Raw genomic sequence first — 24,730 nt, forward strand, 5'->3', positions numbered from 1 at the left:
GTCGGTCAGACGGCGGCTTCGGCGTTAGCCTCGGTGGTTTCCGCGACGGCGTCCGCGGTGGGCGCCGAGGAGCGGGCTGAGATGAAGAGGGTAAGGATGGCGGAGATCGTCGCCGCGATGCCGGCGACGAGGTACACCGTTTGGAAACCCTGGCCGAGGGAAGCGCCCGCCGCGCCCTGGATCTGCTGCTGCGCGGCGGTGAGAGCCTGGACCATGCCGTTGACGGCCTGGGCGGGAGCTCCGCCGGCCGCTGCCTGGCCGCTGAACTGCGCGATCACACCCTCCCAGCCGGAGAGGAATCCCAGCGGCGGCACCTGGGAGAGACCGGCGACGGCGTTGGCGGGCAGTCCCGCACCGCCGAGGATCCCGCCGAGCGGGCCCGCGAAGAGCGAGGCGCCGACGCCGAACGCGATGGCCGAGCCTACGACCGGGCCGAGCGCGAAGCCAAGGTCCCGCAGAAGGTTTGTCGTCGCGGAGGCCATGCCGATGTGCTGGGCCGGGACGGTATTGATCGCCACCGCAGTGACCGAGCCGACGGTGAGCGCGAATCCGATGCCCAGCAGCAGCAGCGGCGGAACGAATGCCGTCCACGGGGTACCGCCGAAGGACTCCGGCGTGCCCAGGGAAAACGTCGAGAGCCAAAAGCCGGAGATTGCCATGAGGGCGAAGCCCGAGGTCAGCACCCAGCGCGGCGCGACGTGGTGGATGAGCCAGCCCACCACCGGGATGAAGGCGAACGCGGGGCCCTGGATGAAGACGAACAGCACGCCGACCTTCCAGGTCTCGGCCAGTGCCAGACCGCCGACGGAGACGCTGGTGCTGAAGCAGATGGCGAGGAAGGCGAACATGCCGGTGACCGCGACGATTCCGGTGATCGAGTAGGCGCTGTTCTTGAACAGGGACAGGTGGATGAGCGGCTGTTTGGTGCGCATTTCGATGACGACGAAGGTGACCAGGAGGATGCCGCCGACGACATAGCCGGCAAGGACCTCCCACGAGCCGAAGCCCGCATCGACAGCCTGGACGGTCGCGAAAAGCACCGCGATCAGCCCGAGGGCGAGGGCGAACTGGCCCGGCAGGTCGAGCTTGCGTCCCTGGGACGCAGCGGAGTCCTTCGCCCGGAGCGCCACGATCAGGACGACGACGGCGATCGCCGCCGCCACAAGGTAGGCCACCCGCCAGCCGCTGAACACGTTCGGCGCACCGGGCCCGGCGCCCGGCACCGTGAATAACTGCGCGGTGAGCCCGGCGAGGACAGGCGAGATGACCGCGCCGAGCGAGAGGAATCCGGCCCAGGTAGCAATGACCCGGGCGCGCTGCCGGTGGTCCGGGGTGATCGCAGCAATCATGGACAGCGAGATGGGGAAGAGGATGCCTGCCGCGATGCCGCCGACCGCCTGGGCGAAGATCATCATCTCGGTTGTCGGCGCCAGCGCAACCAGGACGGAGCCCACGACGCTCAACCCCGCTCCGGCGTACAGCAGCTTCTTGCGTCCCAACAGGTCACCCAGGAGGCCCCAGCTGAGCTCGAACACCACGATGCCCATCAGGAACATGCCCGCAATCCAGGTCAGGCCCGCGCCCGAGGTGTGGAATTCCGCGGCGAACGTGCCGGTGAGCGCGCCCGGGAGGGCGTTGGTGATCTGCGCGAGTGTCACCGCGCTGTAGGCGGCCACGAACGTCGCTCGTACCGAGCCCTTGTTCGACACCGTGATGGTCTGACTCATCGATGAAACTCCTTTGTTTCCGGTCGATTCTCGGGTACTGCGCGATGGACCGACCCATTTGTCTTCTAATGCCGTGCGGACCACAAGATTGGCAGGGCCCTTAGTGAGACAGTCTGACCGCAAGCTTTACATCGTGTCAATACATTTTATGATGTGGGTAACATTCGGGCGGCCTCATCGGGGACGCTGGAAGTGCCTGCCGGCGGGGTCCGGGCTCCTCTTGTCATTCCCGGCCGCGTCCGCGAACCTTGGGAAATGGAACGGCCGGTACAGCCGTGGAGTACGGTGGTCGGCTTCGGGCTGGTCAGCCTGGCCACCGATCTGGTCTCCGACGGCGCCCGTCCGCTCGCCGGGCCCCTGCTGGCCCAACTGGGCGCGTCCGCCTTGCTGGTCGGGCTCGTCACCGGCGCGGCCGAGGCCGCCGCGCAGGGCTTGCGCCTGATCTTCGGACCTTGGGCGGACCGCACGCGCAAGTACTGGACCTTCACGATTGTGGGCTACGCCCTGACGGCCGTGTGCGTGCCGCTGCTGGCCTTCGCCCCGGCTGCGGGCGCCGTCGGGCTTTCGCTCGCGTCGGTACTGATCATCGGGGACCGGGTGGGCAAGGCCGTGCGGAGTCCGGCCAAGACCGTGTTGCTGGCCTCCGTGGCCAAACGCGTCGGGCGCGGCCGGGGCTTCGCCGTGCACAAGTCGCTGGATCTTACCGGGGCGTTGCTGGGACCGGTCATTGTCGCTGCGGTACTGGCGGCCACCGGAGTCCTGTCGGCGGCGTTCGCCGTCCTGGCCGTCCCTGCCGCGATTGCACTGGTGCTGGTGGCCTGGCTGCGCCGCCGGGTGGCCGAGCCGGCCGCTTCGGCCGGTACCAGCGCGGCCGGTACCAGCGCGGCCAGCGCGGAGGGCGCGGCCGGCAGCGCGCCGTCGTTGTTCTCGGGAGTCTTCCTGCTCTTTGCCGTGTGCGCGTTGTTCTGGAGCGCGGGCCTCGTGGCGTTCGGCGTCATCGCCTACCACCTGACCACCGCAGCGGCAGTTCCGGCGCCGGCCGTGCCGCTGCTCTATGCCGGCGCGATGGGTGCGGCGGCGGTCGGCGCCCTCGGCAGCGGCGTGCTCTACGACCGGATGGGGCCGGCTGTACTGCTGGCCCTGCCCGTCTTGATCGCCGCCGTCCCCGTGCTCGCCTTGTCCGACGGCATTGTCCCGGTGCTGGCGGGCGTGGCCATCTGGGGAACTGCCACCGGGGTCCAAGACTCCACGGTGAAGGCGCTGGTTGCGGACCTCGTTCCGGAGGCACGTCAGGGGACGGCCTATGGCGTCTTTGCCGGGTTCGAAGGGGTCGGGGCGCTGGCCGGCGGCGCACTCTATGGCGCCCTGTACGACACGCGGACCGCGCTGGTCACCGTGGTCGCCGCCCTGCAGGTGGCTGCTCTGGTGCTGTTGCTCCTGACCGTGCGCCGAGCTAGCGGCTCCAGACGGACGAGGCGCCGGAGTGCCCGGTAATGATGCTCTGGTAGACGAAGAAGGCCCCGATCAACGCTCCCGCCACAAGCAAGACAAGACGCACCACCCGGTGTTCGCGCAGCCGCCCGAGGAAGCTGAACCGCCGCCCGATCGGTTCGTAGCTGGCAACGATCATCGCGGCGACAATCACGAAGAAGAAGACCGAGACGATTTTGAGCACGTCCCCCTGCTGGGCATGGGCCTGGATCATCGCCGTCGCCGGCCGGGCCTGCTGGAGCTGCTCCCCTGCCTGCGCCGTCACCACCGAGATCGGGACCAGCACCAGAGCCAGAACGCCCAGCGGCCAGGCCAAGTACCGGCGCCAGCGGGCTGCCACTGCGTAGACAATGGCCGCGAGGCCGGCAATCGGTCCCAGCACCACCACCGCGTGGACCAGAAGGATATGGGCCGGGAGTCCGGCTATTAAAATCACGTGGGCTCTCCTACGGTGGACGTGGGCTGCGCGCCCCCGGCTCGGGGGCCGGAGCTTCTATGATTCTTGCATGGCACTGCGTGAGCTGGCGGGCATCGCGGCGCAGCTCTATGCGCTGCCGTTCGACGAATTCGTCGCGGGGCGCACCGCCGTGGCCAAGGGGTTGCTGGCCGCGACCCCCGCGACGCCGGAGTTGCGCTCCCGCGCAGCGGAGGTCCGGTCCCTGCCCAAGCCCTCGGTGGGCGCCTGGGCCATCAACATGCTGGCCTGGCAGCGGCCGGAGACGTTGCGCGCGGTGGCCGAGCTGGGACTGGCCATGCGCCAGGCGCAGGACGCCCTCGACGCCGCCACGCTCCGCAGCCTCACCCAGGAGCGGCGGAAGGTGCTGGCCGGTGCGGTCGCGGAAGCCCGCTCCGTCGCGCAGCAGCAGGGCCGGACGATCAGCACCGCGATCGCGGCCGAAGTGGAGCAAACCCTGCGTGCTGCCACCGCCGACGAGGGCGCGGCCGCTGCGGTCCGGAGCGGCCGCCTGCTCCGGGCGCTCTCCGCTGACGGCGTCGACGTCGTCGAACTCGATGGCGCCGTCGCCGTTCCGGAGGCCCCCGGAATGCCTCCGCCGCCCGGGCGGACGACGCCGGGCCCTCCCCTGGCATCCGACCGGCCGCGGCTGCAGGCTGTCCGGCAGGAGCGGCCGGCGCCCAGCCCCTCTGCAACGGAACGGGCCAGGGCGGCCCTGCAACTGGCCTCCGAGGCCGCCAGCTCCAGCGCAGCGGAGGCAGAGCGCGCAGCCGGCGAGCGGAGCGAAGCGGCGGATCACGCTGCCGCGCTGGCCGAGGAAGAGGGCCGGCTCAGGGAAGAGCTGGCGCGTGCCGAGGCCGGGCTGCGGCAGGCCCGCCAGCGCCTCGACCTCGCCTCCGCCGCCGCGCAGCAGGCCGCCCGGGCCGCGGACAAGGACCGCCGCCGGGAAGACCTCGCCCGCGAACGGGTACTGCGTCTTGGCAACACGCCGGACCGCTGACCGCTTAGTGTCAGAGGCCGGTTGCAGACTTAAGCCATGGAAAAGCAGTCAGCACGTCAGCAATCAGCAGGCCAGCACTGGGAAGTCACCTATCTGGACACCGAGTGCGGCCGGGTCCGCACGGAGGGGTTCGACGACTCCACGGAGGCCGAACGCTTCGCCAGCCGCCAGGTCAGGGACGAACACGGCTGGGCCATGATCGATGCAGTGCGGCCCCGCCAGAACCGGGCAGCGGCCTAGCCGCCACGCGAAAGGGCCCCCACCCAACGGTGGAGGCCCCATCACAGGACGGCTCAGGCGAAGTCGGACACCGCCGGGTCCGCGCCGATGCGCCCGGCACCCTCGGCGCTGCGGTCCAGGCCGTTGATGGCCTGCACGTCAGTCTCGTCGAGGGTAACGTCCAGAGCCGCGTAGTTCTCGCGGATCCGGGACTCGGTGACCGACTTGGGAATTACCACATTGCCGATCGCGAGGTGCCAGGCGATGACCACCTGCGCCGGCGTTGCACCGTGCTTGGCGGCGATCTGGGCGATGACCGGGCTGTCCAGCAGCTCGCCGCCCTGGCCCAGCGGCGACCAGGCTTCGGTGAGAATGCCCTTGGAGGCGTTGAATTCGCGCAGCTCCGCCTGGCCGAAGAACGGGTGCAGCTCGATCTGATGGATGGCCGGCACGACGCCGGTCTCGTCGATCAGGCGCTGCAAGCCCTCCTTGGTGAAGTTGGAGACGCCGATCGTCTTCACCCGGCCCTGCTTCTGGAGTTCGATCAGCGCCTTCCAGGTGTCCACGTACTTGTCCTGCTTCGGCTGCATCCAATGGATCAGGTAGAGGTCCAGGGTCTCGAGGCCCAGCCGCTCCATGGATTCCTCGAAAGCTTTGAGCGTGGACTCGTAGCCCTGGTCGGCGTTCCACAGCTTGGTGGTGATGAAGAGTTCTTCAGGCTTGAGGCCGGAGGCCTCGATCGCGCGGCCCACGCCTGCTTCGTTTCCGTAGATCCGCGCAGTGTCGATGTGCCGGTAACCGGCCTCGAAAGCCTGGCCGACCACCTTCTCGGCGACGTCGTCCGCCACCTGCCATACGCCGTAGCCGAGCTGCGGGATGGTGTTGCCGTCATTGAATTTCAGTTCAGGGGAAGAAGTCATCCGTTTATCCTGCCAACCGACCGCCCGCCAGGCTAGTGGTTTGGCGCCACTAAGCTAGGCGCTTAACCCGGAATATTCGGGCGTCAGTCCCGTTCGGCCGTCTCCGCAAGCCGCCGTTCGGCGTCGTCAATGTGTTCCATGACGGACTCCGCGCGGCGCCGCACCGACGCCGCGCCCACCGGCACCGGCCCGACGGCGAGGCGCAGCATCGCCGCCGCTTCCGCGGTCATGGCCAGCGAGTTGCCCGCCGTCGAGAGTGAACGGTGCACTCCGGCGAGGGCGCCGGGGATGTCCAGACCGTCGCTGGGTGAGCGGCGCTGCGCTTCGATGCAAATTTGCCGGACCCGGCCGGCGAGGACCGCCAGCTCGTTGGCGATTTCCACCAGTTCGGCGTACAACGCCTCGTCCTCCACACCTTCGAGCACCTGGTGGTAACGGTCCAGGCCCCGGACGAAACGGTCATGGGCGCGCCGCCAGAGGCCCTTGCCGAGTTCGACGTCGTCCTTGCGTCCCTGCCGCGCGGCGCTGAAAAATCCCAACCGGTGTCCTAGAGGTACTGGCCGGGACCGTGGTCCGGATCGGCGGGTTTGGCGGGCTGCGAGGGATCCGCGCCGGCCTGCGGTTCGGCTGCGCGCTGGGGCTCACCGTTTTCGCCGATGATGACGCCGGGCGCAATCATGGTGCCGGGCGGCAACTGGCGGAGCTGCAGCTGCGCGGCGGCGTGCTCGCGGGCGGCGTGCTGGGCCGCGATGGCGGCCTGGATGCCGTGGAACAGCCCTTCCAGCCACCCGACCAGCTGGGCCTGCGCGATCCGCAACTCGGCGTCCGAGGGCGTGCCGTCTTCCGGGAACGGCAGATGGATGCGCTCGAGTTCCTGGACCAGTTCGGGCGCCAGCCCGTCTTCGAGTTCCTTGATCGAGCGTTCGTGGATTTCGGCCAGCCTCGCACGGGCCGCGTCGTCCAGCGGAGCGGACTTCACCTCATCCAGCAACTGCTTCAGCATGGTACCGATCCGCATGACCTTGGCTGGCTGATCGACCAGGTCCTGGAGGTGGCTTGCCCGGCTGCGCGGGGCCGAATCGTGGGAATCGGACGAGGGCGGGCTTAGCCGGCCGGCCGCTGCGCCGTTTGCGGGCGCGCCGGGCGGCGTGGCTGCCGTAAAGACGGGATCGAACGGTGCGCCGTCCATCGGAGTGTCCTCCATCGGTGTGCCGTCGCCGGACTGAGTATCGATCGGATCGCTCATGGCTTCATACTCTCACGCGCGGGCGCGGAGGGCGGGTCTGCATGACGCCGCTGTGCACCGCCGCGAACTGTCCGGTACGGCCGCAATCCGGGGCGCGGGATTTGGTTTGCAGACGGGTCCCGGCGTCGACGCCAGCCATCCCCTGGGCGCGGTACATTGTGGTTCCGCGGCGCAAACGCAGCGGGGCGCCGCCGGGAACTGGTGTTCCCGGCAGCGCCCCGCCCCGGTACCGCGGCTTAGCAGCAGCGGCTTTGCGGGTTGTTATCCTGGCGGTCCGAGTGGTCCCGCCAGAAGGCCCGCTCGGACATCGGCAGCCCGTCATGGCCTGAGGCGTGATGATGCTCCAGGTACTTCTTGTAGGCATCGGCTCCGAGGACGCCGCCGAAGTACGCAGCAAATCCCCGGAATCCCGCTACGAGCGCTTTCATGGCAGCAGCCCTCAGTGCCCGGCGGAGTGTTCGAGCTGCTGGTCCGCGGGCAGCTTCTTCCATTCCGCTTCCAGCTCTCGTTCCGCCGCGGTGGGAATGAGCCCGGCCGGTGCGAAAATACGGGACGGCTGCGCAGGATCCTCAAATTCCACGTTGACGACGCCGRCAGAGGCGTTGCGGAACGCCTTCGCGGTGGCGATCAGCGCCGTGATGATGACGATGATGCTCAGCACCACGAAAATGACCGAGAGCCAGCCCTGGATCATCGTGTTGCGGACCACGGCCTCCATCGCGGCCTGCGTCTTGGCCGTCCCGAAGGAGGTCTTGCCGTTCGCCAGCGCCTTGGCAAATGCGGCGTTGTTGGCGAAGTACCCGACGGCGGGGACCGGCGAGAAGATCTTGTGGAAGCTCGCCGTGATGGTGACGACGGCTGCGAAGGCCAGCGGCAGCGCCACGATCCAGAGGTACTTGAAGCTGCCGCGCTTGGCGACGATGGCGAGGACCACCGACAGGGCAATCGCTGCCAGCAGCTGGTTGGCGATGCCGAACAGCGGGAACAGCGTGTTGATGCCGCCCAGCGGGTCGGTGACGCCCATCAGCAGCACGGCGCCCCACGCCGCAACCATGACGGCGGTGGCGAGCCAGGCTCCCGTCCGCCACGAATGGTTCTTGAACTTCGGGACGAAGTTGCCGATCGAGTCCTGCAGCATGAAGCGCGCGACGCGGGTGCCGGCGTCGACCGCGGTCAGGATGAACAGTGCCTCGAACATGATGGCGAAGTGGTACCAGAACCCCATCATCGCGGTGCCGCCGATGAACTGCTGCATGATGTGCGCCAGGCCAACGGCCAGGGTGGGCGCACCGCCGGAGCGGGAGACGATGCTGGGCTCGCCGACGTCCTTGGCGGTCTGGGCGAGGAGATCCGGACTGATGTTCACGCCCGAGAGGCCCAGGCTGTTGACCCACTGCGCTGCCGTTTCCACGGTGCCGCCGGTCAAGGCAACCGGGGCGTTCATCGCGAAGTAGATGCCGCGGTCAATGGAGATCGCCGCAACCAGCGCCATGATGGCCACAAATGACTCCATCAGCATCCCGCCGTAGCCAATGAAGCGGGCCTGGCGTTCCTTCTCGATGAGTTTCGGCGTCGTACCGGAGGAGATCAGGGCGTGGAAGCCGGAGAGGGCACCGCAGGCGATGGTCACGAACAGGAAGGGGAACACGGCGCCGGAGAAGACCGGGCCGTCGTCGCGGGAGGCGAACTCGCTGAACGCCGGGACGGTGATTTCGGGGCGGACCACGATGATGGCCAGGGCCAGCATCACGATCACGCCGATCTTCATGAAGGTGGAGAGGTAGTCGCGCGGTGCCAGCAGCAGCCACACCGGCAGGATCGCGGCGACGAAGCCGTAGACGATGAGGCCCCAGGCGATGGTGACCTTGTCCAGGTGGAAGACCGCGGCGCCCCATTCGGTGCCGGCGACGGCGCCGCCGCCGATGATGGCGGCCAGCAGCAGCACAAAGCCGATGATGGAGACTTCCATGACCTTGCCCGGGCGGAGGTAGCGCAGGTAGACGCCCATGAACAGGGCGATCGGGATGGTCATGCCGACGGAGAAGACGCCCCAAGGGCTGTCGCCGAGCGCGTTGACGACGACGAGGGCCAGGATGGCGACGATGATCACCATGATCAGGAGGGTGGCGATGAGCGCTGCCGTGCCGCCGATCACGCCGAGTTCCTCGCGGGCCATCTGGCCCAGCGACCGGCCGCCGCGGCGCATGGAGAAGAAGAGGACCAGGTAGTCCTGCACGGCGCCGGCAAGGACGACGCCGATGATGATCCAGATGGTGCCGGGCAGGTAGCCCATCTGGGCCGCGATGACAGGGCCCACCAGCGGTCCGGCACCGGCGATGGCGGCAAAGTGGTGGCCGAACAGCACGTTGCGGTCAGTCCGGACGTAGTCTTTGCCGTCGGCTTTGTATTCGGCCGGGGTGGCGCGGCGGTCGTTCGGCTTGGCGATGTACCGTTCGATCACCTTGGAGTAGAACCGGTAGCCGATCAGGTAGGTGCAGACCGAGGCGAACACGAACCAGATGGCGTTCACCGTCTCTCCGCGCACGATGGCGAGCATGAACCACGCGACGCCGCCCAGCAGTGCGATGGCCGCCCAGAGCGCGATTTTCGCGGGCGTCCATTTGCGGTCTTCGGCTTCGGTGACGGCCGCGTCGACGGCCGTGGCCGGGAGCCCCGGAACCGGCGTTATACCGTCGTCGGGTTGCGCGGTTATGGTCCCGCTAGCTGGCGTCGTGCCCATGTTTCCTCCTTGAAAAACCCCATCTGACAGAACAGCAGTCAGATCTGTCCCATGGCACCCTATCAACGGGGGCAGCGGGCCGGGCGCGGCCCGGCAGCACCGTTCCGCGACGGCGCGACGAGCGGCATGGTGGGCGCGGTGAGTGGCACGGAGTGGACCGCCGGGCGCAGCGGGGCGCGGTGCGCGGTGGACTTGTTAACGATGCCGGGGTTAGGCCGGGCCGGCCAGCTGCATCAGCCGAGCCTCGCAAAGGTCCAGCCAGCGGACCTCAGCCTCGGTCTGGAAGATCAGCGAGTCCAGCACCAGGAGCTTGGCCAAGTCGGCCGGGCGCGGGTTCGCGGCGGCGTCGCGCCGGGACTTGGTGTATTCCTGTAGCGCCCGGATGGAAACGGCGCGCTGCGCCTGGATGAGGCCGCCGACGTCGACGGCGGGCAGGGTGAGCGCGAGAGCGAGCTTGATGGCGAGCTCGTTGCGCGGCGGATTGGCGCGGCCCACGGGAGCCTGAAACCAGTCCCGGACCTGGTCCAGTCCGGCGGGGGTGATGCGGTAGATGATGTGGCCCTCGCCGTCGGCCCCGTCTTTTTGCACCAGGCCGTCGCGTTCGAGGCGGTCGAGGGTGGTGTACACCTGCCCGATGTTGAGGGGCCAGGAAGATCCGGTGCGGTTCTGGAATTCGGTCCGGAGTTGGTAGCCGTAGCGGGGGCGGTCCTGCAGCAGCGCGAGAAGGCTGTGGCGGATAGACATGGTGCTCCCGAGGGTAGCAGCACGACGGCATACACGCGCCCCAAGACGCGTGTATACCGCGTATGGAATCACAATATCGTTGTTTGTACTGCTTCGGCGCTACAAATATGCCGATCAACGTATGCAGTGTGTCACATCCGGCGGTGACGCGCACTTAGATGACGAGCAGGACCTTGCCCACGTGCTCGCCCGAGTCGAAGTAGCGGTGCGCGGCCTGGACCTGATCCAGCGGGAACGTCTTGGCCACGAGCGGACGGATCCTGCCGTCGGCCACCAGCGGCCAGACGGCGTCGCGGACGGCGGTCATGATGACGGCTTTCTCCTCCACCGGGCGGGGACGCAGCGAGGTGGCGATGATCGCCGCGCGCTTGCGCAGCAGCATGCCAAGGTCCAGTTCCGCTTTGGTGCCGCCCTGCAGACCGATCACGACGAGCCGGCCGTAGTCGGCCAGCGCATCCACGTTCTGCCCGAGATACTTGGCTCCGACGACGTCGAGGATCACGTCCGCGCCCTTGCCGCCGTTTTGGGCGCGAAGGCTCTCCGGAAAGTCCTCTTCCGCGTAGTTGATGGCGATGTCCGCACCGAGGAACCCTGTCGCGGTGCCGACCTTCTCCGCGGTGCCAGCGGTGGTGGCCACGCGCGCGCCGAGCGCCTTTGCCAACTGGATGGCCATGGTTCCGATGCCGCCGGTGGCTCCGTGAATGAGGACCGTCTCCCCGGCCTGCAGCTGCGCCGTCATCACCAGGTTGGAGTACACGGTGGCCGAAACTTCGGGCAGCGATGCGGCGGTGACCAGGTCCACGCCGTCGGGTATCCGCAGGACCTGCCCGGCCGGAACCGCCACCTGCCCGGCGTAGCCGCCGCCGGCGAGCAGCGCCACGACCTTGTCCCCAACGGAGAAGGGCTTCGTGACGCCGGGACCGAAGCCCGCGATCCTGCCCGACACTTCAAGGCCGGGGATTTCGGAGGCGCCGGGGGGCGGCGGGTAGAACCCGCGGCGTTGCTGGACGTCCGCACGGTTGAGACCGGCAGCTACCACGTCGATCAGCACCTCGCCCGGGCCAGGAACGGGCGGCGGGACCTCCCGGAGCTCCAGGACCTCCGGCCCGCCGGGCTCTGAGATGTAGACAGCCTTCATGGAGAACTCCCAATTCCTTACTGGTGCGGTGCTGGCGGGGCGCCGGCGGCACGCGGTGCCGCGGCGCCCTTTTCCAGAGTAGGTGGCCGAGCCGTCGTCGTCTGCGAGCGCCGCCGCTTTTTGTGGCAGATGACCGGCTATGAAACACTACTCGTTAGGGAAGGTTGTCCGAGCGGCCGATGGAGCTGGTCTTGAAAACCAGTGTGCGGTAACCCCGTACCAAGAGTTCGAATCTCTTACCTTCCGCGGGTGCGCCGCCTATCTGCGGCTTCGAGGCCGGCCGAGACGATCGAAAGATTGGTTTGGCCGGCCTCACTCGTTCCCTTCGATGGCCCCGCCTCCGCACTAGGCTGGCGCTATGGAGTACCGGATCCGCCAGGCCACCGCGGAGGATGCTGACGCCGTGGTCCGCATGCACACCCAGGCCCATGAGGAATGCTACGGGCATCTCCTGCCCCCGGACTTCTTTGAAAGCCGCCGGGCCAGCATCCCGGAACGCGTGGAAAAGCGCCGACCGTATCTGGAGAGCACCGAGCCTCGAATTATCGCCCTGGACGAAAACCACGAAATCGTCGGTTTCGCCGACGCGGGAGCGGGCCGGGACGAGGACCGGCCTCAGGAATTGGAGCTTTATGCCATCTACACCCTGTCCCGCAGCTACGGGACCGGGCTCGGCGCCGCCCTGCTGACCGCCGCCCTGGCAGACTCGGCCGCCTACCTCTGGGTCCTTGCGGACAATCCGCGGGCTCGGGCCTTTTACGAGAAGCACGGTTTTCATGCCGACGGGAGGCGCGCCCTGCTTCCGGCGGACTGGCATGAACTGCCCGAAATACGTATGGTGCGGGCCGCGGGGTAACCCGATCGGCCTGGGCGAACCCGCAGCCGGACGGACCGGCCACTGTTCCCGGATCGGCGCTAGAATTTCGGCATGACACCGCAGGAACTGGCCAATCTCGTCCAGCTGCGCCGCGCGCGGGACCTGATCGACCGCGATTACGCCCGGCCGTTGGATGTGCCCACGATGGCCGCCGGCGCGCTCATGTCCCCGGCGCACTTCTCGCGCCAGTTCAAGGCCGCCTACGGCGAAACGCCGTACAACTACCTCATGACGCGGCGGATCGAACGTGCCATGGCCCTGCTGCGGGCCGGAGCCAGCGTGACCGATGCCTGCATGGAGGTCGGCTGCACGTCGCTGGGCTCGTTCAGTTCCCGCTTCACCGAAATCGTCGGCATGCCGCCCAGCGCCTACCGGGACCGTGGACACCAAGCGGTGAAGGCGATGCCGTCCTGCGTGGCCCGGCAGCACACCCGGCCGCCGCGGAAACCGAGCAGGATCGAAGAAGCGTCCCCGCTCCTTGCCCCGTAGCGTTTGAGTCATGAACATTTCACTTCAGTACGCACAAATCACCGTCAACGATCTCGACGAGTCGCTCGCGTTCTACCGCGACGTGCTCGGCCTGGAGGTCCGGAACGACGTCGGCTCGGACGGCCACCGCTGGGTCACCCTCGGCAGCGCGGCCCAGCCCGACCTCGAGATCGTGCTTTCGCCCCCGCACGCGGGCCGTTCCCAGGACGACGGCGACGCGCTCCAGCAGTTGCTCGCCAAGGGCGTCCTGCCCATCATCGTTTTCCGCACTGACGATCTCGATGCCACGTTCGAGACCGTCCGTGCCGCCGGTGCGGAGGTCCTCCAGGAACCCATCGTGCAGCCGTGGGGACCGCGGGACTGCGCCTTCCGTGACCCGTCCGGCAACATGGTCCGTTTCAACCAGGCCGTGTGACGCGGGCTCCTTCCGGCCGCGGCCCATCCGGTTTTCTAGCGGTCCATTGAAACCGTCGGGGCCCCGGCATAGTGTCTCTTTTGTCTGACCCATCCATCAGAAAGCGGCGGCCACCGAGGATGCAAGCCGGAGCCGCGAAGAACAGGAGACACCATGCCTACCCCTGACATCACCCCCGGCGCACCCTGCTGGATCGACCTCATGACCTCGGACACGGAACAGGCAAAGTCGTTCTACGGCGAACTCTTCGGCTGGACCTTTGAGACCGGCGACGAGGAGAAGTACGGCGGCTACATCACCGCCTCCAAAGACGGGAAGTCCGTCGCCGGGATGATGCAGAAGATGGCAGAGCAGGCCGGGTTCCCGGACATGTGGAGCACCTACCTGCGCGCCGACGACGCCGCCGCGACCGCGGAAGCCGTGAAATCGCACGGCGGGCAGGTCTACATGGAACCCATGGACGTGCCCGAGCAGGGCAAAATGGCGATGTTTGCCGATGCCACCGGCGCCTCGATCGGCGTCTGGGAGCCGCACGAAATGAAGGGCTTCCAGCTCGTGGCCGAACCCGGCGCACCGGCCTGGCACGAACTCCACGCCAAGGATTATCCCGCGGCCGTGAAGTTTTATCAGGAAGTTTTCGGCTGGGACACCGACGTCATGAGCGACACCCCGGAGTTCCGGTACACCACCCTGGGTGCCGGCGACGCGGCAAAGGCCGGGATCATGGACGCCTCCGGCTACCTGCCCGCCGACGTGCCCGCCAACTGGCAGGTCTACTTCGCTGTCCAGGACGCCGACGCCACTGCGGCCCGTGCGGTGGAGCTTGGCGCGGCTGTCATCCACGCGCCCGAGGACACCCCGTTCGGACGGCTCGCCACCCTGACCGACCCCACCGGTGCCATATTCAAGATCGTCGCCGAGACGGCACAGGGGGGTTCCGCCACCGCGGCCCCCTAAGACTGGGCTCTATATAAAACCTTTGAAAAAACTGCGATAAAGAATACCGGCCCCCGCTTTTCAAGCGGATTGTGGCCGGTATTCTTTTGACTGCCCGTGTCAAGGGAAATGACCGGGTGGCAAGAATGCACGACCGACACCGTCGCCGGGGCCGCCCTGTTGGGGTTCCACGCCGGCTGCGATGCGTTCCGCTGGGGGCCGCGTCGCCGAATGCGCAGGCAATTCACTTTGTGTTCATTCACCCCTGTTTTGCTGAGCCGGGCTCTGCTTGACCAAGAGCAGACCCGGCCCCGGGCCACGCCCCGGACATCACATCGCACCCAGCCCTTACCCGGGCACCCCAATGAGAGTTAGAGCGGATGAAAATCACATATTGGAAAACAGTGCTGGGCACAGCACTGTCCGCGGGGCTCATCGCAGCCCCGCTGACGGCATTGCCCGCCGTCGCACTGGAAGTCTCACCGGCAGCAGCCGGAACTTCGCCGGTCACTATCAACGAGGTCTACCTCAGCGGCGGCAGCGCCGGAGCGGCCTACAAGAACAAGTTCGTTGAGTTGTTCAACGCTTCGGACGCCCCGGTCTCCCTGAATGGCTGGTCCCTCCAGTACCGCGCCGGCACGAGCACCGGCACACCGAACAGCACCGCGGCTCTCTCCGGCACCATCGCGGCCAAGGGCTACTACCTGCTCCAGGGCGGCAGTAACGGTGCCGTCGGGCTGGATCTGCCCGCAGCCGATGCCATCGCCACCGGATTCAACCCGTCCGGTTCGGCCGGCACGATCGTCCTGGCCAAGCAGTCCACGACCCTGAACGCGCTGGCCTCCGGCTCGGTCATCGAGCCCGCCAACGTCGCCGATCTGCTCGGCTACGGCAGCTCCAACACCTTCGAGACACAGGCCGCCGCCGCACCGTCGGGCAACACCGACGTCAAGAGCCTGAACCGCAACGCGGGCGCGGACAGCAACAACAACGCCGTCGACTTCACCCTCAACCCCGCCATCACGCCCAAGGCCGCCAACGCCGTCGTCGATCCCGGCCCGGTTGATCCGGGGACGGGCACGCCGCCGGTGCTGAAGACCATCGCCGAGATCCAGGGCACCGGCGCTGCCAGCCCGCTCACCGGCTCCGCTGTCACCACCCGGGGCAAGGTCACCGCGACCTTCCCGACCGGCGGTTTCGACGGTTTCTACGTTCAGACCCCCGGAACCGGCGGCGACCTGACGCCGGCCAACCACACGGCATCGGACGCCATCTTCGTCTACGCGCGCTCCGCCGTCGGCTCGGTGCAGATCGGTGACTACCTCGAGGTCACGGGCGACGTTGCCGAGTACTACGGCATGACCCAGCTCAACGTCGCCGGCGCCGCCGGAGTCACCAAACTGACCGAGGCCGCCCCGGAGGTCAAAGCCACCGGCTTCGCCCTCCCGGCCGACGAGGCCTTCCGCGAATCCCTCGAGGGCATGCTGCTGACGCCGCAGGGCCCGGTCACGGTTGCGGACAACTACTCGCTTAACCAGTACGGCGAGATCGGCCTGGCCGGCGGCACCACCCCGCTCGAACAGCCCACCGCTGTCGGCGCCTACGGCTCCACGGAGTACAACGCCACCGTCGACGCGAACGCCGCGCGCGGCATCAAGCTCGACGACGGTGCCAGCACCAACTTCCTCAAGGACGCCGGCACCAAGGCGCAGACCCTGCCGTACCTGACCATCCAGGACCCGGTCCGGGTGGGCTCGCCGGTCACGTTTAAGACCAACGTGGTGCTCAGCTACGCGAACAACTCCTGGAAGTTCCAGCCGCTGACCCAGCTGACCGCCGCCAACGCCGACGCGGTCCAGCCGGCCGGCTTCGGCGCGACCCGCACGGAGACCCCCACTGCTGTGGGCGGCAACCTCAGGATCGCCTCGTTCAACGTGCTGAACTACTTCCCGACCACCGGTGACACGATCGCCGGCTGCAAGTTCTACAACGACCGTGCGGGCAACCCGATCACTGTCAGCGGCGGCTGCAACGTCCGCGGCGCCGCCAACGCCGAGAACTTCAAGCGCCAGCAGGACAAGATCGTCGCCGCGATCTCCAAGTCCGGCGCCGACGTCGTCTCCCTGATGGAGGTCGAGAACTCGGCCCAGTTCGGCAAGAACCGTGACGACGCCCTTTCCAAGCTGGTTGACTCCCTGAACATCGCGACGCCCGGCATCTGGGACTACGTCCGCACACCCGCGAACGCTCCCCCTCTTGGCGATGAGGACATGATCCGCACCGCGTTCATCTTCAAGAAGGCCACGGCCGAGCCGGTGGGCGAGTCCATCATCCACAACGACACAACGGCCTTCGCCAGCGCCCGCAAGCCGATGGCCCAGGTCTTCAAGCCCGTCGGCGCCGCGGATGACAAGAAGTTCATCGCCATCGCCAACCACTTCAAGTCCAAGGGCTCGGCCGCGACGCCGGACGACACGGACAAGGGCCAGGGCGCCTCGAACCTCGCCCGCACCGCCCAGGCCAAGTCCCTGCTGGCCTTCTCCGACGAACTGCAGAAGTCCAAGGGCACCGACAAGGTCTTCCTGATCGGCGACTTCAACTCCTACGCCAAGGAGGACCCGATCAACGTCCTCACCGCGGCCGGGTACGTCAACCAGGAGGAAAAGGCTAAGAACGCCGACGGCAGCGCCAAGCACTCCTACCTCTTCGGCGGCCTGGTCGGCTCGCTGGACCACATCCTCGCCTCGCCGTCGGCCAACGCCGTCGTCACCGGCGCGGACATCTGGAACATCAACTCGGTGGAGTCAGTGGCGCTGGAGTACAGCCGCTTCAACAACAACGTCACCGACTACTACGCGCCGAACCAGTTCCGCGCCAGTGACCACGACCCGGTGGTCGTGGGCCTGAACCTTCCCACCACGCCGGCCAGCGTTGACCTGAACTTCCTGGGCATCAACGACTTCCACGGCCGCATCGACTCGAACACTGTGCAGTTCGCGGGAACCATCGAGAAACTCCGGGCGGCCGCGGCCCCCGGCGCCACCGCGTTCCTGTCCGCCGGAGACAACATCGGCGCCTCGCTGTTCGCCTCGGCCGTGGCCAAGGACCAGCCGACCATCGACGTGCTGAACACCCTCGAACTGCGCACGTCTGCGGTGGGCAACCACGAGTTCGACGGCGGCTGGGCCGACCTGCGCGACCGGGTCATCGCCGGCGGCAGCAACGCGAAGTTCCCGTACCTGGGCGCCAACGTCTACAAGAAGGGCACCACCGCGGCGGTCCTGCCGGAATACACCGTGCTGGACATGAACGGGATCAAGGTCGCGGTAATTGGGACCGTGACCCAGGAAGTTCCGTCGCTGGTCACCCCGGCCGGCATCGCCGACCTCGAATTCGGCGATCCCGTCGACGCCATCAACCGCGTCGCCGCGAAGATCAAGGCAGACAAGCTCGCCGACGTGATCATCGTGGAGAACCACGACGGCGCCGGCTCAGGCGCCCCCGAAGGCGCCACCCTGGCGCAGGAAGTCGCTGCCGGCGGCCCCTTCGCCAAGATGGTCAACGAAGTCACCCCGGATGTGGCCGCCATCTTCAACGGCCACACCCACAAGCAGTACGCCTGGGACGCGCCGGTGCTGGATTCTGCCGGCCAGCCGACGGGCAAGACCCGTCCGATCGTGCAGACCGGCAACTACGGCGAGTTCATCGGCCAGATCCAGTTGACGATCGATACCAAGACCATGTCCGTCACCGGCTACAAGGCGGCCAACGTCAAGCGGACCACGGACCCGGCGGCCGGCCTCATCGCCGCGTTCCCGCGGGTCGCCGCAGTCCAGGCCATCGTGGACAAGGCCACCGCCGAGGCGGCCGTGGTCGGCAACCAGCCGGTCGGCAAAGTCACCGCGGATATCACGACGGCGTTCGGCGGCTCCCCCGCCGCGCGTGACGACCGTGCGAACGAATCCACGCTGGGCAACCTCGTGGCCGACTCGCTCGTGGACTCACTCAAGGCACCCGAGCTCGGCGGCGCCGAGATCGGCGTCGTCAACCCGGGCGGCCTCCGGAACGAGCTGTACTACGCCCCGGACGGCACGATCACCTACGCCGAGGCCAACGCGGTCCTGCCGTTCGTGAACAACCTGTGGACCACTTCGCTCACGGGCGCACAGTTCAAGACGTTGCTGGAACAACAGTGGCAGACCAACCCGGACGGCACGGTCCCCAGCCGCGCCTACCAGCAGCTGGGCCTGTCCAAGAACGTCAACTACACCTACGACGCTGCCCGCCCCGCGGGTGACCGGATCACCGCGATCCGGGTCAACGGTGCGCTGATCGACCCGGCGAAGTCCTACCGGATCGGCACGTTCAGCTTCCTGGCCACGGGCGGCGACAACTTTCGGATCTTCACCTCCGGCACGGGAACCAAGGATTCCGGGCTGGTGGACCGTGACGCGTGGATCAAGTACCTGCAGATGCACAACCCCGTTTCGCCGGACTTCGGCCGCCGCTCGGTGGCCGTGGCCAACACCACCGCGGCCGAGGTCAAGAGTGGAGACGCCATCATCCTGGCGGTTTCCAAGCTGGATCTCACCTCGCTGGGCAGCCCGGCCAATGCCTCGCTGCGCGCCGAGTTCATCGACGCCAAGGGCACGGTCACCGCACTTGGTACCGTTCCGGTGGCAGCCGGTGCGGCCTCAGTGAGCCTGAAGGTGCCCGCCGGCGCCGCAGCCGGCACGGGCACCCTGGTGCTCACCGCCGTCGAATCCGGCACCGTGGTCAAGTCGGAGGTCAAGGTCGCAGCCAGCGTCCCCGTCCCGCCGAAGTGCACCGCGCCGGTCAAGCCGAACCGGCCCGCCGACCTGGTGGGCCAGGCCAACTACGGCACCCAGATGGCCGCGTACCGCCACTGCCTGAAGGGCTAGGCTTCCAGCCCTGACCCAGTGAGCATGCCCTCCCCCGGGCCGCAGCGGTGGACATATGAGCCATATGTCCACCGCCCGGCCCGGACGGAGGGCATGCTCATTTTTGGTTGGTGGCCAAGGGAGGACATGCTCACTTTTTGGTGGCCGAGAAAGGACGGACGCACCTCTTGTCCGGAGCCAAGAGAGGGCATGCCCATCCTTTGTCTGCGGCCGAGGAAGGACGGGCGCACTTTTGTTGGCAGCCAAGAGAGGGCATGCCCAGCCCCGAGCCGCAGTGATGGACATTTCCTACAAGTGTCCACTCCCCCGCCCGCGGAAGGAACATGCTCATTTTTCGTTAGCGGCCAGGACAACGGGCATGCTCTCCCCTGGGCAGCAGCGATGGACACATAGCCCATAAGTCCACCGCCCGGCCCGGACGGAGGGCATGCTCATTTTTGGTTGCAAGCCCAGGAGGACGTGCTCACTTTTGTTGACGGCCAAGGAAGGGCATGCTCGTTGTTCGCGAGGCTATTCGCGGGCCCGTCGCTGCCGGTCTGGCGCCTACCGGCCGAGGATGGCCCTGGCGATCTCGTCGGCGTCGCGCAGGGTGCGCTGGCCGCTGCGGTAGACCGGCCCCTGCTGCGGCCGGGCCTCGGCCGCGATCGCGGTGCCCCATTGCGCGGCGGAGAGCTGCAGGCCCAGCACGTAGACGCCCTCTGTGACCGCCCCGTTCGCGCCCACCGGCCGGTAGGGGTGCGGCACAACGTCCAGGCCGGAGCTCTGCACCGGCGTGCCTTCCGCGCTCATCATGAGCCGAGGGCGCACCAGGCCGTCCGCCAGCAGCTGTTCCAGCAACGGGGACGCATTGATGGCCACCCGGTTGGCCGGTGCCAGCGCCTCGATCAGCACGGTCGCCTCGACCCGGTCGGCTCCGTCCCGGCCGGGAACCCACGGCGAGGCGGCCGTGAATACCTTGGCCTTCCGGTCGACGCCGAACTTGGGGTCGGGGCCCACGAAGCTGACCACCCCGGCCCGGGCCAGCGCCGCAAGCTGCTCGGCCCGGAGCGCCGGCGGCCCGCTCGCGAGCCCTTCCACGAACGATTCGAACCAGCCCCGGAGTCCCGCGACCCAGGATTCATCGGTGATGCCGCCGTCCGCCACCGCCGTCTTGAGCACCGCCCGGCCGTGGTGCAGCGCGCCGATCGCCATTTTCACCGGGTCCTCCTCGCCGAGGGCCGAGCGCCGCGCGTCATCCAGCAGATACTCGACGACGGCGGCGTCCAGCTCTGCTCGGGCGGCGAAGCTGCGGCCGGCCAGCGGCGCTGCGAGGCCCAGCAGGTCCAACCGATGGCCCGGGCGGACCGACGCGTCGATCACCGCCCGTGCAGCATCTTCCCACTTCACCGTGGAGTGGGCATGCGGCCGCAGCGCTTCCGCCAGGGCGTCGAGGAAGCCGGCCGGGTCGGCGCCGACCGCGTCCGGCCGCGAGCGCGCCAGGGTGGAGTAGTAGGCCCACACAGCGTCCCGGTGCAGCAGCGGCCAGAGGTCGTGGTCGAAACTCGGCACGATTCCGGCCGCAGCGAATTTGGCGAGCGCCTCCTCCGTGCAGTACCTCAGCTGCACCGCCGCCGGGTAGTAGCCGGCCAGTGTCGCTTTCGCCCGGTACGGGGTGCCTCGACGGGAGGCGGCGATGAGGAGCGGCTCCCGCCCGGACGGCAGGTACGTCAGGCCAGCGCCGTCCGGGTCGGGCAGGAACTTGCCGCCGCGGCCCTCGGTCAGCTGGCCCATCGCATCGAAGAAGTTCAGGCCCATGCCGCGCACCAGTACCGGCCGGACGGCGGGGATCCGCGACCAGTCGACGTCAGCCGGGGCGGCGGGCGGTAAGTAGGTCAGTCCAAGTTCCTGGGCGGCGGACTGCAGGTCGCGCTGTTCGGGATTGAGCCGGGACTCAAGGTGGCCGAGTGCCAGTACCACGGACCCGACGCTGAGCACGGCGCCGTCGGCGAGCGCGACGTCGAACCCGGCGTTCTCCGGTACGGCGTCCGCCGGCGCGGCGCCCGGCCGGACCGCCGTCGCCGTCGTCGGGTGGAACTCCACGGTGACGCCGTCGGGCAGTTTCTCCAGCAATTCCTCGAGGGTGGCCCGCAGGTAGCGGCCGTAGAGCGCGCGGCTGGGGAAATCGGCGGACTCCAGCCCGGCCAGCTCGGTGCGTTCCTCGGCGGACAGCGCGGGGTGCGGGTCCCGCCGCTGCAGTTCCCGCCACCGGTCGAAGGTGCCCCCGGCCAGGGGCGTCGCCAGCTCCGGATCCTCGGGGACCACGGTGGGATAGAAGGACTGCGTGTTCATCAGGTAGAGCCGCGACTGCGCAGGTTGCCAGACATGGCCCGGCCCAGCGGGGTAAGGGTCGATCACGTCGATGTGCAAGCTGGCTCCGGAAGTGCCGGGAGCCCAATTGGCGAGCAGCCGCTCCAGCACGCTGGTACCCCTGGGACCGGCGCCAATCAGCGCCGTCCGGATGCCTCGCGATATGACCACGGCAACCAGCGTATCCGCAACCGGGCCGGCGTCCTGACTGCCGGCCCGGAGGCTTGACTTGCCTGCCCGGCATTGCAGTTGCTTGGATGGGCCGATGACCACCACTGCAGCTGAGCAACCACCCGCGTCCGGCGGCCCTTCCGGAGCGAACTCCGGTACCGCCCCCGAACCCGTCGACGAGAATATCTGGCTGGAGGACATCTACGGCGAGGAGCAACTGGCCTGGGTCCGGGAACAGAACGCCCGCACCGAGGAGCTGCTGGAGGACGCGGAATACGCCGAACTCGAGGGCCGCATCCTTGAGGTCCTGGATTCCACCGACCGGATCGCCATGGTGGGCAAGCACGGCGACTGGTACTACAACTTCTGGAAGGACCGCGAGAACCCCAAGGGCCTCTGGCGGCGCACGGACTGGGAGGGCTACCGGGCCGGGTCGCCCGAGTGGGAGATCCTGCTCGACATCGATGCCCTTGCCGCGGCAGAAGGCGAGGAATGGGTCTTCCACGGTGCCAGCTTCCTCCGCCCCGCCGCCGGGCAGCCGCACCGGCTCGCTCTGCTGGCGCTCTCCCCCGACGGCGGCGACGCCAACCGCTACCGCGAGTTCGACGTCGAGGCCCGCAGCTTTGTCGACCCGGCGCAGGGCGGCTTCGACCTTCCGACCGGCAAGGGCAACGTATCGTGGCTGGACGCCGACACCCTGCTGGTGGCAAGCACCGCCGCGGGACTGCCGCGCACCAGCTCCTCGTACGCCCGGACCGGTGTGGTCCTGCGCCGCGGCCAGCAGCTGGCGGCGGCCGAGCGGCTCTTCGAAATCCCGGAAGACCACATGATGGCTCTCCTGGCACATGACTCCACCCCCGGATTCGAACGCACTTTCGGCGTGGACTGGATCAGCTTCTTCGAAAAGCGCACCTCGGTGCTACGCGACGGCGAGTGGCTCGAAATCGACGTGCCGGCGGACGTGAACCTGAGTTCGCACCGGGAATGGCTGCTCTTCCGCCCGCAACGCGAGTGGGACGTCAACGGAACAAGCTACCCGGCCGGGTCCCTACTGGCGGCGGGCTTCGAGGACTTCCTGGCCGGCAGCCGGGAGGTGTCCGTGCTGTTCACCCCGGACGCGCACACGTCCCTGCAGTCCTGGAGCTGGACCAGGGACTTCCTGCTGCTGAACCTGCTGCGGGATGTGTCCTCCGAAATCCGGGTGCTGGACCCGCAGCGGCCCGGCACCGATGTCGCCTGGGCCTCCAGCGCGCTGGACGCCTGCCCGCCGCTGCACGACGTCAACGCCTACGCCGTTGACGACGAGGACGGGCGCGAGGACGGGCGCGAGGACGGGCGCGAGGACCGGCGCGGGGACCGGCGCGAGGACGGGCGCGAGGACGGTGCCGACAATGCTGCCGGGAATGACTTCTGGCTGGTGGCCACGGGGTTCGCGACGCCGACCACCCTGACCCGCGGTTCGCTGACGCGCGCAGGCGTGGCCGGCGTCGTCAGCACGCACGAGGTGATCCGGACCGCGCCGTCGTTCTTCGACGAGGACGCCTACGAGGTGCAGCAGCACTTCGCAGTCTCGAAGGACGGCACCCGGGTGCCCTACTTCCAGATCGCCGCCAAGGATCTGGTGCTCGACGGGCAGAATCCCACGCAGCTCTCCGGCTACGGCGGCTTCGAGATATCCCGTACCCCTGCCTACAGCGGTGCCGTCGGCCGGGCCTGGTTGGAACGTCGCACGGAGGAATCAGCCGGGGCGGAGGGCGGGGCGCCGCACAGCCGGGGCGGTGTGTATGTCGTCGCGAACATCCGCGGCGGCGGCGAGTACGGTCCGTCCTGGCACCGCGCCGCACTGCAGGACCAGCGGCACCGCGCCTACGAGGACTTCGCAGCCGTCGCGCAGGACCTGATCTCCCGCGGCGTCACGTCCCCCCAGCGGCTGGGCTGCGTGGGCGGCTCCAATGGCGGCCTCCTGGTGGGCAACATGCTCACCAGGTACCCGGAACTGTTCGGCGCTGTGTCTTGCGGGGTGCCGCTGCTGGACATGCGCCGGTACACGAAGCTGTCCGCCGGGTATTCCTGGATTGCCGAGTATGGCGACCCGGAGGTGCCCGAGCAGTGGGAATTCATCCGGACCTTCTCGCCCTACCACCTGCTCCACGACGGGGTGGAGTATCCGGAGACCTTCATCTGGACCGCGACGTCGGATGACCGGGTGGGTCCTGTGCAGGCCCGCAAGATGGCGGCCCGGATGCAGGCCATGGGCATCCCCAACGTGTGGTTCCACGAGGCCCTCGAGGGCGGCCACGCGGGAGCCTCGGACAACCGCCAGGCCGCGGCGCTGCAGAGCCGCAGCCAGCATTTCCTGTGGCGCGCACTGGCAGGCGGCGCAGCCTGATCCCGGCCGCGTACTGACGGCGACAGCCAGCGTTTGCTCCGGGCGGGCCGTTTTGCGCTGCGTGACTCCTTCTGCGTATCCTTGGTGGGCTAGTAATAGCGAATGGAGACGTGCCAGAGCGGCCGAATGGGCTTCACTGCTAATGAAGTGTGGGGCACAACTCCACCGGGGGTTCAAATCCCCCCGTCTCCGCGTTTGGCCCCGGTCCTGGACCGGGGCCTTTTGCGTTCCCGGATCCGGCGCTCCCTCACCTTTGGCAGGTACGCGGGGAACGCTCCCTCACCTCCGGCAGGTACGCGGGGAACGCTCCCTCACCTCCGGCGGGTACGAGGGGAACGCTCCCTCACCTCCGGCGGGTACGCAGATTGTCAAGCTGTGTGGAGTCATTGGGTTTGCTGTGTGGGTGTTTTTGTTGCGGGAAGGTTGATCCCTGCGTGGCGGGCGGGGGCTGGTGTGATGGGTCGTTGGCGGAATCGTTCGGGGTTTTCGTCGTAGTAGCGCTGTAG

19 protein-coding genes and 2 tRNA genes are annotated in these 24,730 nt (G+C 68.1%); 11 read left to right on the forward strand and 10 right to left on the reverse strand.

All coding sequences use genetic code 11. The features are described from left to right. Nucleotides 1-5: 5 nt before the first annotated feature. Nucleotides 6-1,727, reverse strand: a complete 1,722-nt coding sequence (locus AC1DGI_RS15165) for an MFS transporter (RefSeq protein ID WP_476899427.1) — start codon at nucleotides 1,725-1,727, stop codon at nucleotides 6-8. Nucleotides 1,728-1,982: 255 nt separating this feature from the next. Between AC1DGI_RS15165 and AC1DGI_RS15170 the strand changes: the two genes are divergently transcribed. Continuing rightward, complete coding sequence (locus AC1DGI_RS15170; RefSeq protein WP_476899428.1) at nucleotides 1,983-3,221, forward strand: MFS transporter; 1,239 nt, start codon at nucleotides 1,983-1,985, stop codon at nucleotides 3,219-3,221. Here AC1DGI_RS15170 and AC1DGI_RS15175 read toward each other — a convergent pair. Beyond that, entirely contained in the window at nucleotides 3,181-3,654 is a 474-nt protein-coding gene (locus AC1DGI_RS15175) for a hypothetical protein (RefSeq protein WP_441401002.1), read from the reverse strand. The genes AC1DGI_RS15170 and AC1DGI_RS15175 overlap by 41 nt on opposite strands. A 70-nt stretch (nucleotides 3,655-3,724) precedes the next feature. Between AC1DGI_RS15175 and AC1DGI_RS15180 the strand changes: the two genes are divergently transcribed. Both AC1DGI_RS15180 and AC1DGI_RS15185 read left to right on the forward strand, forming a co-directional pair. After that, entirely contained in the window at nucleotides 3,725-4,672 is a 948-nt protein-coding gene (locus tag AC1DGI_RS15180; RefSeq protein WP_441401000.1) for a hypothetical protein, read from the forward strand. A gap of 36 nt (nucleotides 4,673-4,708) precedes the next feature. After that, on the forward strand, nucleotides 4,709-4,912 hold the full coding sequence (locus AC1DGI_RS15185; protein WP_441400998.1) for a hypothetical protein: 204 nt from the start codon (nucleotides 4,709-4,711) through the stop codon (nucleotides 4,910-4,912). Between the two features lie 53 nt (nucleotides 4,913-4,965). On the opposite strand, the gene AC1DGI_RS15190 is transcribed toward AC1DGI_RS15185, so the two are convergent. The 7 genes from AC1DGI_RS15190 to AC1DGI_RS15220 form a co-directional block, all read right to left on the reverse strand. Further along, the gene (locus tag AC1DGI_RS15190) at nucleotides 4,966-5,811 is read right to left on the reverse strand and encodes an aldo/keto reductase (protein WP_441400996.1); all 846 of its coding nucleotides are present in this window, start codon (nucleotides 5,809-5,811) and stop codon (nucleotides 4,966-4,968) included. 83 nt (nucleotides 5,812-5,894) lie between these two features. After that, nucleotides 5,895-6,350, reverse strand: a complete 456-nt coding sequence (locus tag AC1DGI_RS15195; RefSeq protein ID WP_476899429.1) for a hypothetical protein — start codon at nucleotides 6,348-6,350, stop codon at nucleotides 5,895-5,897. 8 nt (nucleotides 6,351-6,358) lie between these two features. Then, nucleotides 6,359-7,057 (reverse strand): bacterial proteasome activator family protein, encoded by a 699-nt coding sequence (locus AC1DGI_RS15200; RefSeq protein WP_476899430.1) that lies wholly within the window; start codon nucleotides 7,055-7,057, stop codon nucleotides 6,359-6,361. A gap of 236 nt (nucleotides 7,058-7,293) precedes the next feature. Next, nucleotides 7,294-7,485, reverse strand: a complete 192-nt coding sequence (locus AC1DGI_RS15205) for a YbdD/YjiX family protein (protein WP_476899431.1) — start codon at nucleotides 7,483-7,485, stop codon at nucleotides 7,294-7,296. Nucleotides 7,486-7,496: 11 nt separating this feature from the next. Next, complete coding sequence (locus tag AC1DGI_RS15210; protein WP_476899432.1) at nucleotides 7,497-9,797, reverse strand: carbon starvation CstA family protein; 2,301 nt, start codon at nucleotides 9,795-9,797, stop codon at nucleotides 7,497-7,499. Between the two features lie 210 nt (nucleotides 9,798-10,007). After that, nucleotides 10,008-10,541, reverse strand: coding sequence for a PadR family transcriptional regulator (locus AC1DGI_RS15215; RefSeq protein WP_441402129.1), 534 nt, complete (start codon nucleotides 10,539-10,541; stop codon nucleotides 10,008-10,010). A gap of 154 nt (nucleotides 10,542-10,695) precedes the next feature. Next, nucleotides 10,696-11,679 carry an NAD(P)H-quinone oxidoreductase gene (locus tag AC1DGI_RS15220; protein ID WP_476899433.1) on the reverse strand — a complete coding sequence of 328 codons (984 nt, stop codon included), beginning with the start codon at nucleotides 11,677-11,679 and terminating at the stop codon, nucleotides 10,696-10,698. A gap of 158 nt (nucleotides 11,680-11,837) precedes the next feature. On the opposite strand from AC1DGI_RS15220, the gene AC1DGI_RS15225 reads away from it, so the two are divergent. The 6 genes from AC1DGI_RS15225 to AC1DGI_RS15250 all read left to right on the forward strand — a co-directional run bounded on the left by AC1DGI_RS15225 (nucleotide 11,838) and on the right by AC1DGI_RS15250 (nucleotide 19,318). After that, nucleotides 11,838-11,925 (forward strand) — tRNA-Ser (locus AC1DGI_RS15225). A gap of 112 nt (nucleotides 11,926-12,037) precedes the next feature. Then, complete coding sequence (locus AC1DGI_RS15230; RefSeq protein WP_441402131.1) at nucleotides 12,038-12,535, forward strand: GNAT family N-acetyltransferase; 498 nt, start codon at nucleotides 12,038-12,040, stop codon at nucleotides 12,533-12,535. 72 nt (nucleotides 12,536-12,607) lie between these two features. Beyond that, nucleotides 12,608-13,045: a helix-turn-helix transcriptional regulator gene (locus tag AC1DGI_RS15235; RefSeq protein ID WP_441402132.1), complete on the forward strand. Its 438-nt coding sequence runs from the start codon at nucleotides 12,608-12,610 to the stop codon at nucleotides 13,043-13,045. Between the two features lie 10 nt (nucleotides 13,046-13,055). After that, the gene (locus AC1DGI_RS15240; RefSeq protein ID WP_441402133.1) at nucleotides 13,056-13,460 is read left to right on the forward strand and encodes a VOC family protein; all 405 of its coding nucleotides are present in this window, start codon (nucleotides 13,056-13,058) and stop codon (nucleotides 13,458-13,460) included. A 153-nt stretch (nucleotides 13,461-13,613) separates the two neighbouring features. Beyond that, nucleotides 13,614-14,417: a VOC family protein gene (locus AC1DGI_RS15245; RefSeq protein ID WP_476899434.1), complete on the forward strand. Its 804-nt coding sequence runs from the start codon at nucleotides 13,614-13,616 to the stop codon at nucleotides 14,415-14,417. Between the two features lie 359 nt (nucleotides 14,418-14,776). Further along, the gene (locus tag AC1DGI_RS15250; protein ID WP_476899435.1) at nucleotides 14,777-19,318 is read left to right on the forward strand and encodes an ExeM/NucH family extracellular endonuclease; all 4,542 of its coding nucleotides are present in this window, start codon (nucleotides 14,777-14,779) and stop codon (nucleotides 19,316-19,318) included. Between the two features lie 543 nt (nucleotides 19,319-19,861). Here the strand turns inward: AC1DGI_RS15250 and AC1DGI_RS15255 are convergent. After that, nucleotides 19,862-21,835: an FAD/NAD(P)-binding protein gene (locus AC1DGI_RS15255; RefSeq protein WP_441402011.1), complete on the reverse strand. Its 1,974-nt coding sequence runs from the start codon at nucleotides 21,833-21,835 to the stop codon at nucleotides 19,862-19,864. A 94-nt stretch (nucleotides 21,836-21,929) separates the two neighbouring features. Here AC1DGI_RS15255 and AC1DGI_RS15260 point away from each other — a divergent pair, with 94 nt between their 5' ends. Further along, nucleotides 21,930-24,224, forward strand: coding sequence for a prolyl oligopeptidase family serine peptidase (locus AC1DGI_RS15260; protein ID WP_476899436.1), 2,295 nt, complete (start codon nucleotides 21,930-21,932; stop codon nucleotides 24,222-24,224). A gap of 104 nt (nucleotides 24,225-24,328) precedes the next feature. Further along, nucleotides 24,329-24,416 (forward strand) — tRNA-Ser (locus AC1DGI_RS15265). Nucleotides 24,417-24,730: the final 314 nt, after the last annotated feature.

This window comes from Arthrobacter sp. 05N428_2, assembly GCF_056397065.1.

Excerpts from the sequence above, each read along its gene's own strand:
- AC1DGI_RS15165 (WP_476899427.1), bottom strand. The coding sequence starts at position 1,727 with ATGAGTCAGACCATCACGGTGTCGAACAAGGGCTCGGTACGAGCGACG.
- AC1DGI_RS15170 (WP_476899428.1), top strand. The coding sequence starts at position 1,983 with ATGGAACGGCCGGTACAGCCGTGGAGTACGGTGGTCGGCTTCGGGCTG.
- AC1DGI_RS15180 (WP_441401000.1), top strand. The coding sequence starts at position 3,725 with ATGGCACTGCGTGAGCTGGCGGGCATCGCGGCGCAGCTCTATGCGCTG.
- AC1DGI_RS15185 (WP_441400998.1), top strand. The coding sequence starts at position 4,709 with ATGGAAAAGCAGTCAGCACGTCAGCAATCAGCAGGCCAGCACTGGGAA.
- AC1DGI_RS15190 (WP_441400996.1), bottom strand. The coding sequence starts at position 5,811 with ATGACTTCTTCCCCTGAACTGAAATTCAATGACGGCAACACCATCCCG.
- AC1DGI_RS15200 (WP_476899430.1), bottom strand. The coding sequence starts at position 7,057 with ATGAGCGATCCGATCGATACTCAGTCCGGCGACGGCACACCGATGGAG.
- AC1DGI_RS15205 (WP_476899431.1), bottom strand. The coding sequence starts at position 7,485 with ATGAAAGCGCTCGTAGCGGGATTCCGGGGATTTGCTGCGTACTTCGGC.
- AC1DGI_RS15215 (WP_441402129.1), bottom strand. The coding sequence starts at position 10,541 with ATGTCTATCCGCCACAGCCTTCTCGCGCTGCTGCAGGACCGCCCCCGC.
- AC1DGI_RS15220 (WP_476899433.1), bottom strand. The coding sequence starts at position 11,679 with ATGAAGGCTGTCTACATCTCAGAGCCCGGCGGGCCGGAGGTCCTGGAG.
- AC1DGI_RS15230 (WP_441402131.1), top strand. The coding sequence starts at position 12,038 with ATGGAGTACCGGATCCGCCAGGCCACCGCGGAGGATGCTGACGCCGTG.
- AC1DGI_RS15235 (WP_441402132.1), top strand. The coding sequence starts at position 12,608 with ATGACACCGCAGGAACTGGCCAATCTCGTCCAGCTGCGCCGCGCGCGG.
- AC1DGI_RS15240 (WP_441402133.1), top strand. The coding sequence starts at position 13,056 with ATGAACATTTCACTTCAGTACGCACAAATCACCGTCAACGATCTCGAC.
- AC1DGI_RS15245 (WP_476899434.1), top strand. The coding sequence starts at position 13,614 with ATGCCTACCCCTGACATCACCCCCGGCGCACCCTGCTGGATCGACCTC.
- AC1DGI_RS15250 (WP_476899435.1), top strand. The coding sequence starts at position 14,777 with ATGAAAATCACATATTGGAAAACAGTGCTGGGCACAGCACTGTCCGCG.
- AC1DGI_RS15260 (WP_476899436.1), top strand. The coding sequence starts at position 21,930 with ATGACCACCACTGCAGCTGAGCAACCACCCGCGTCCGGCGGCCCTTCC.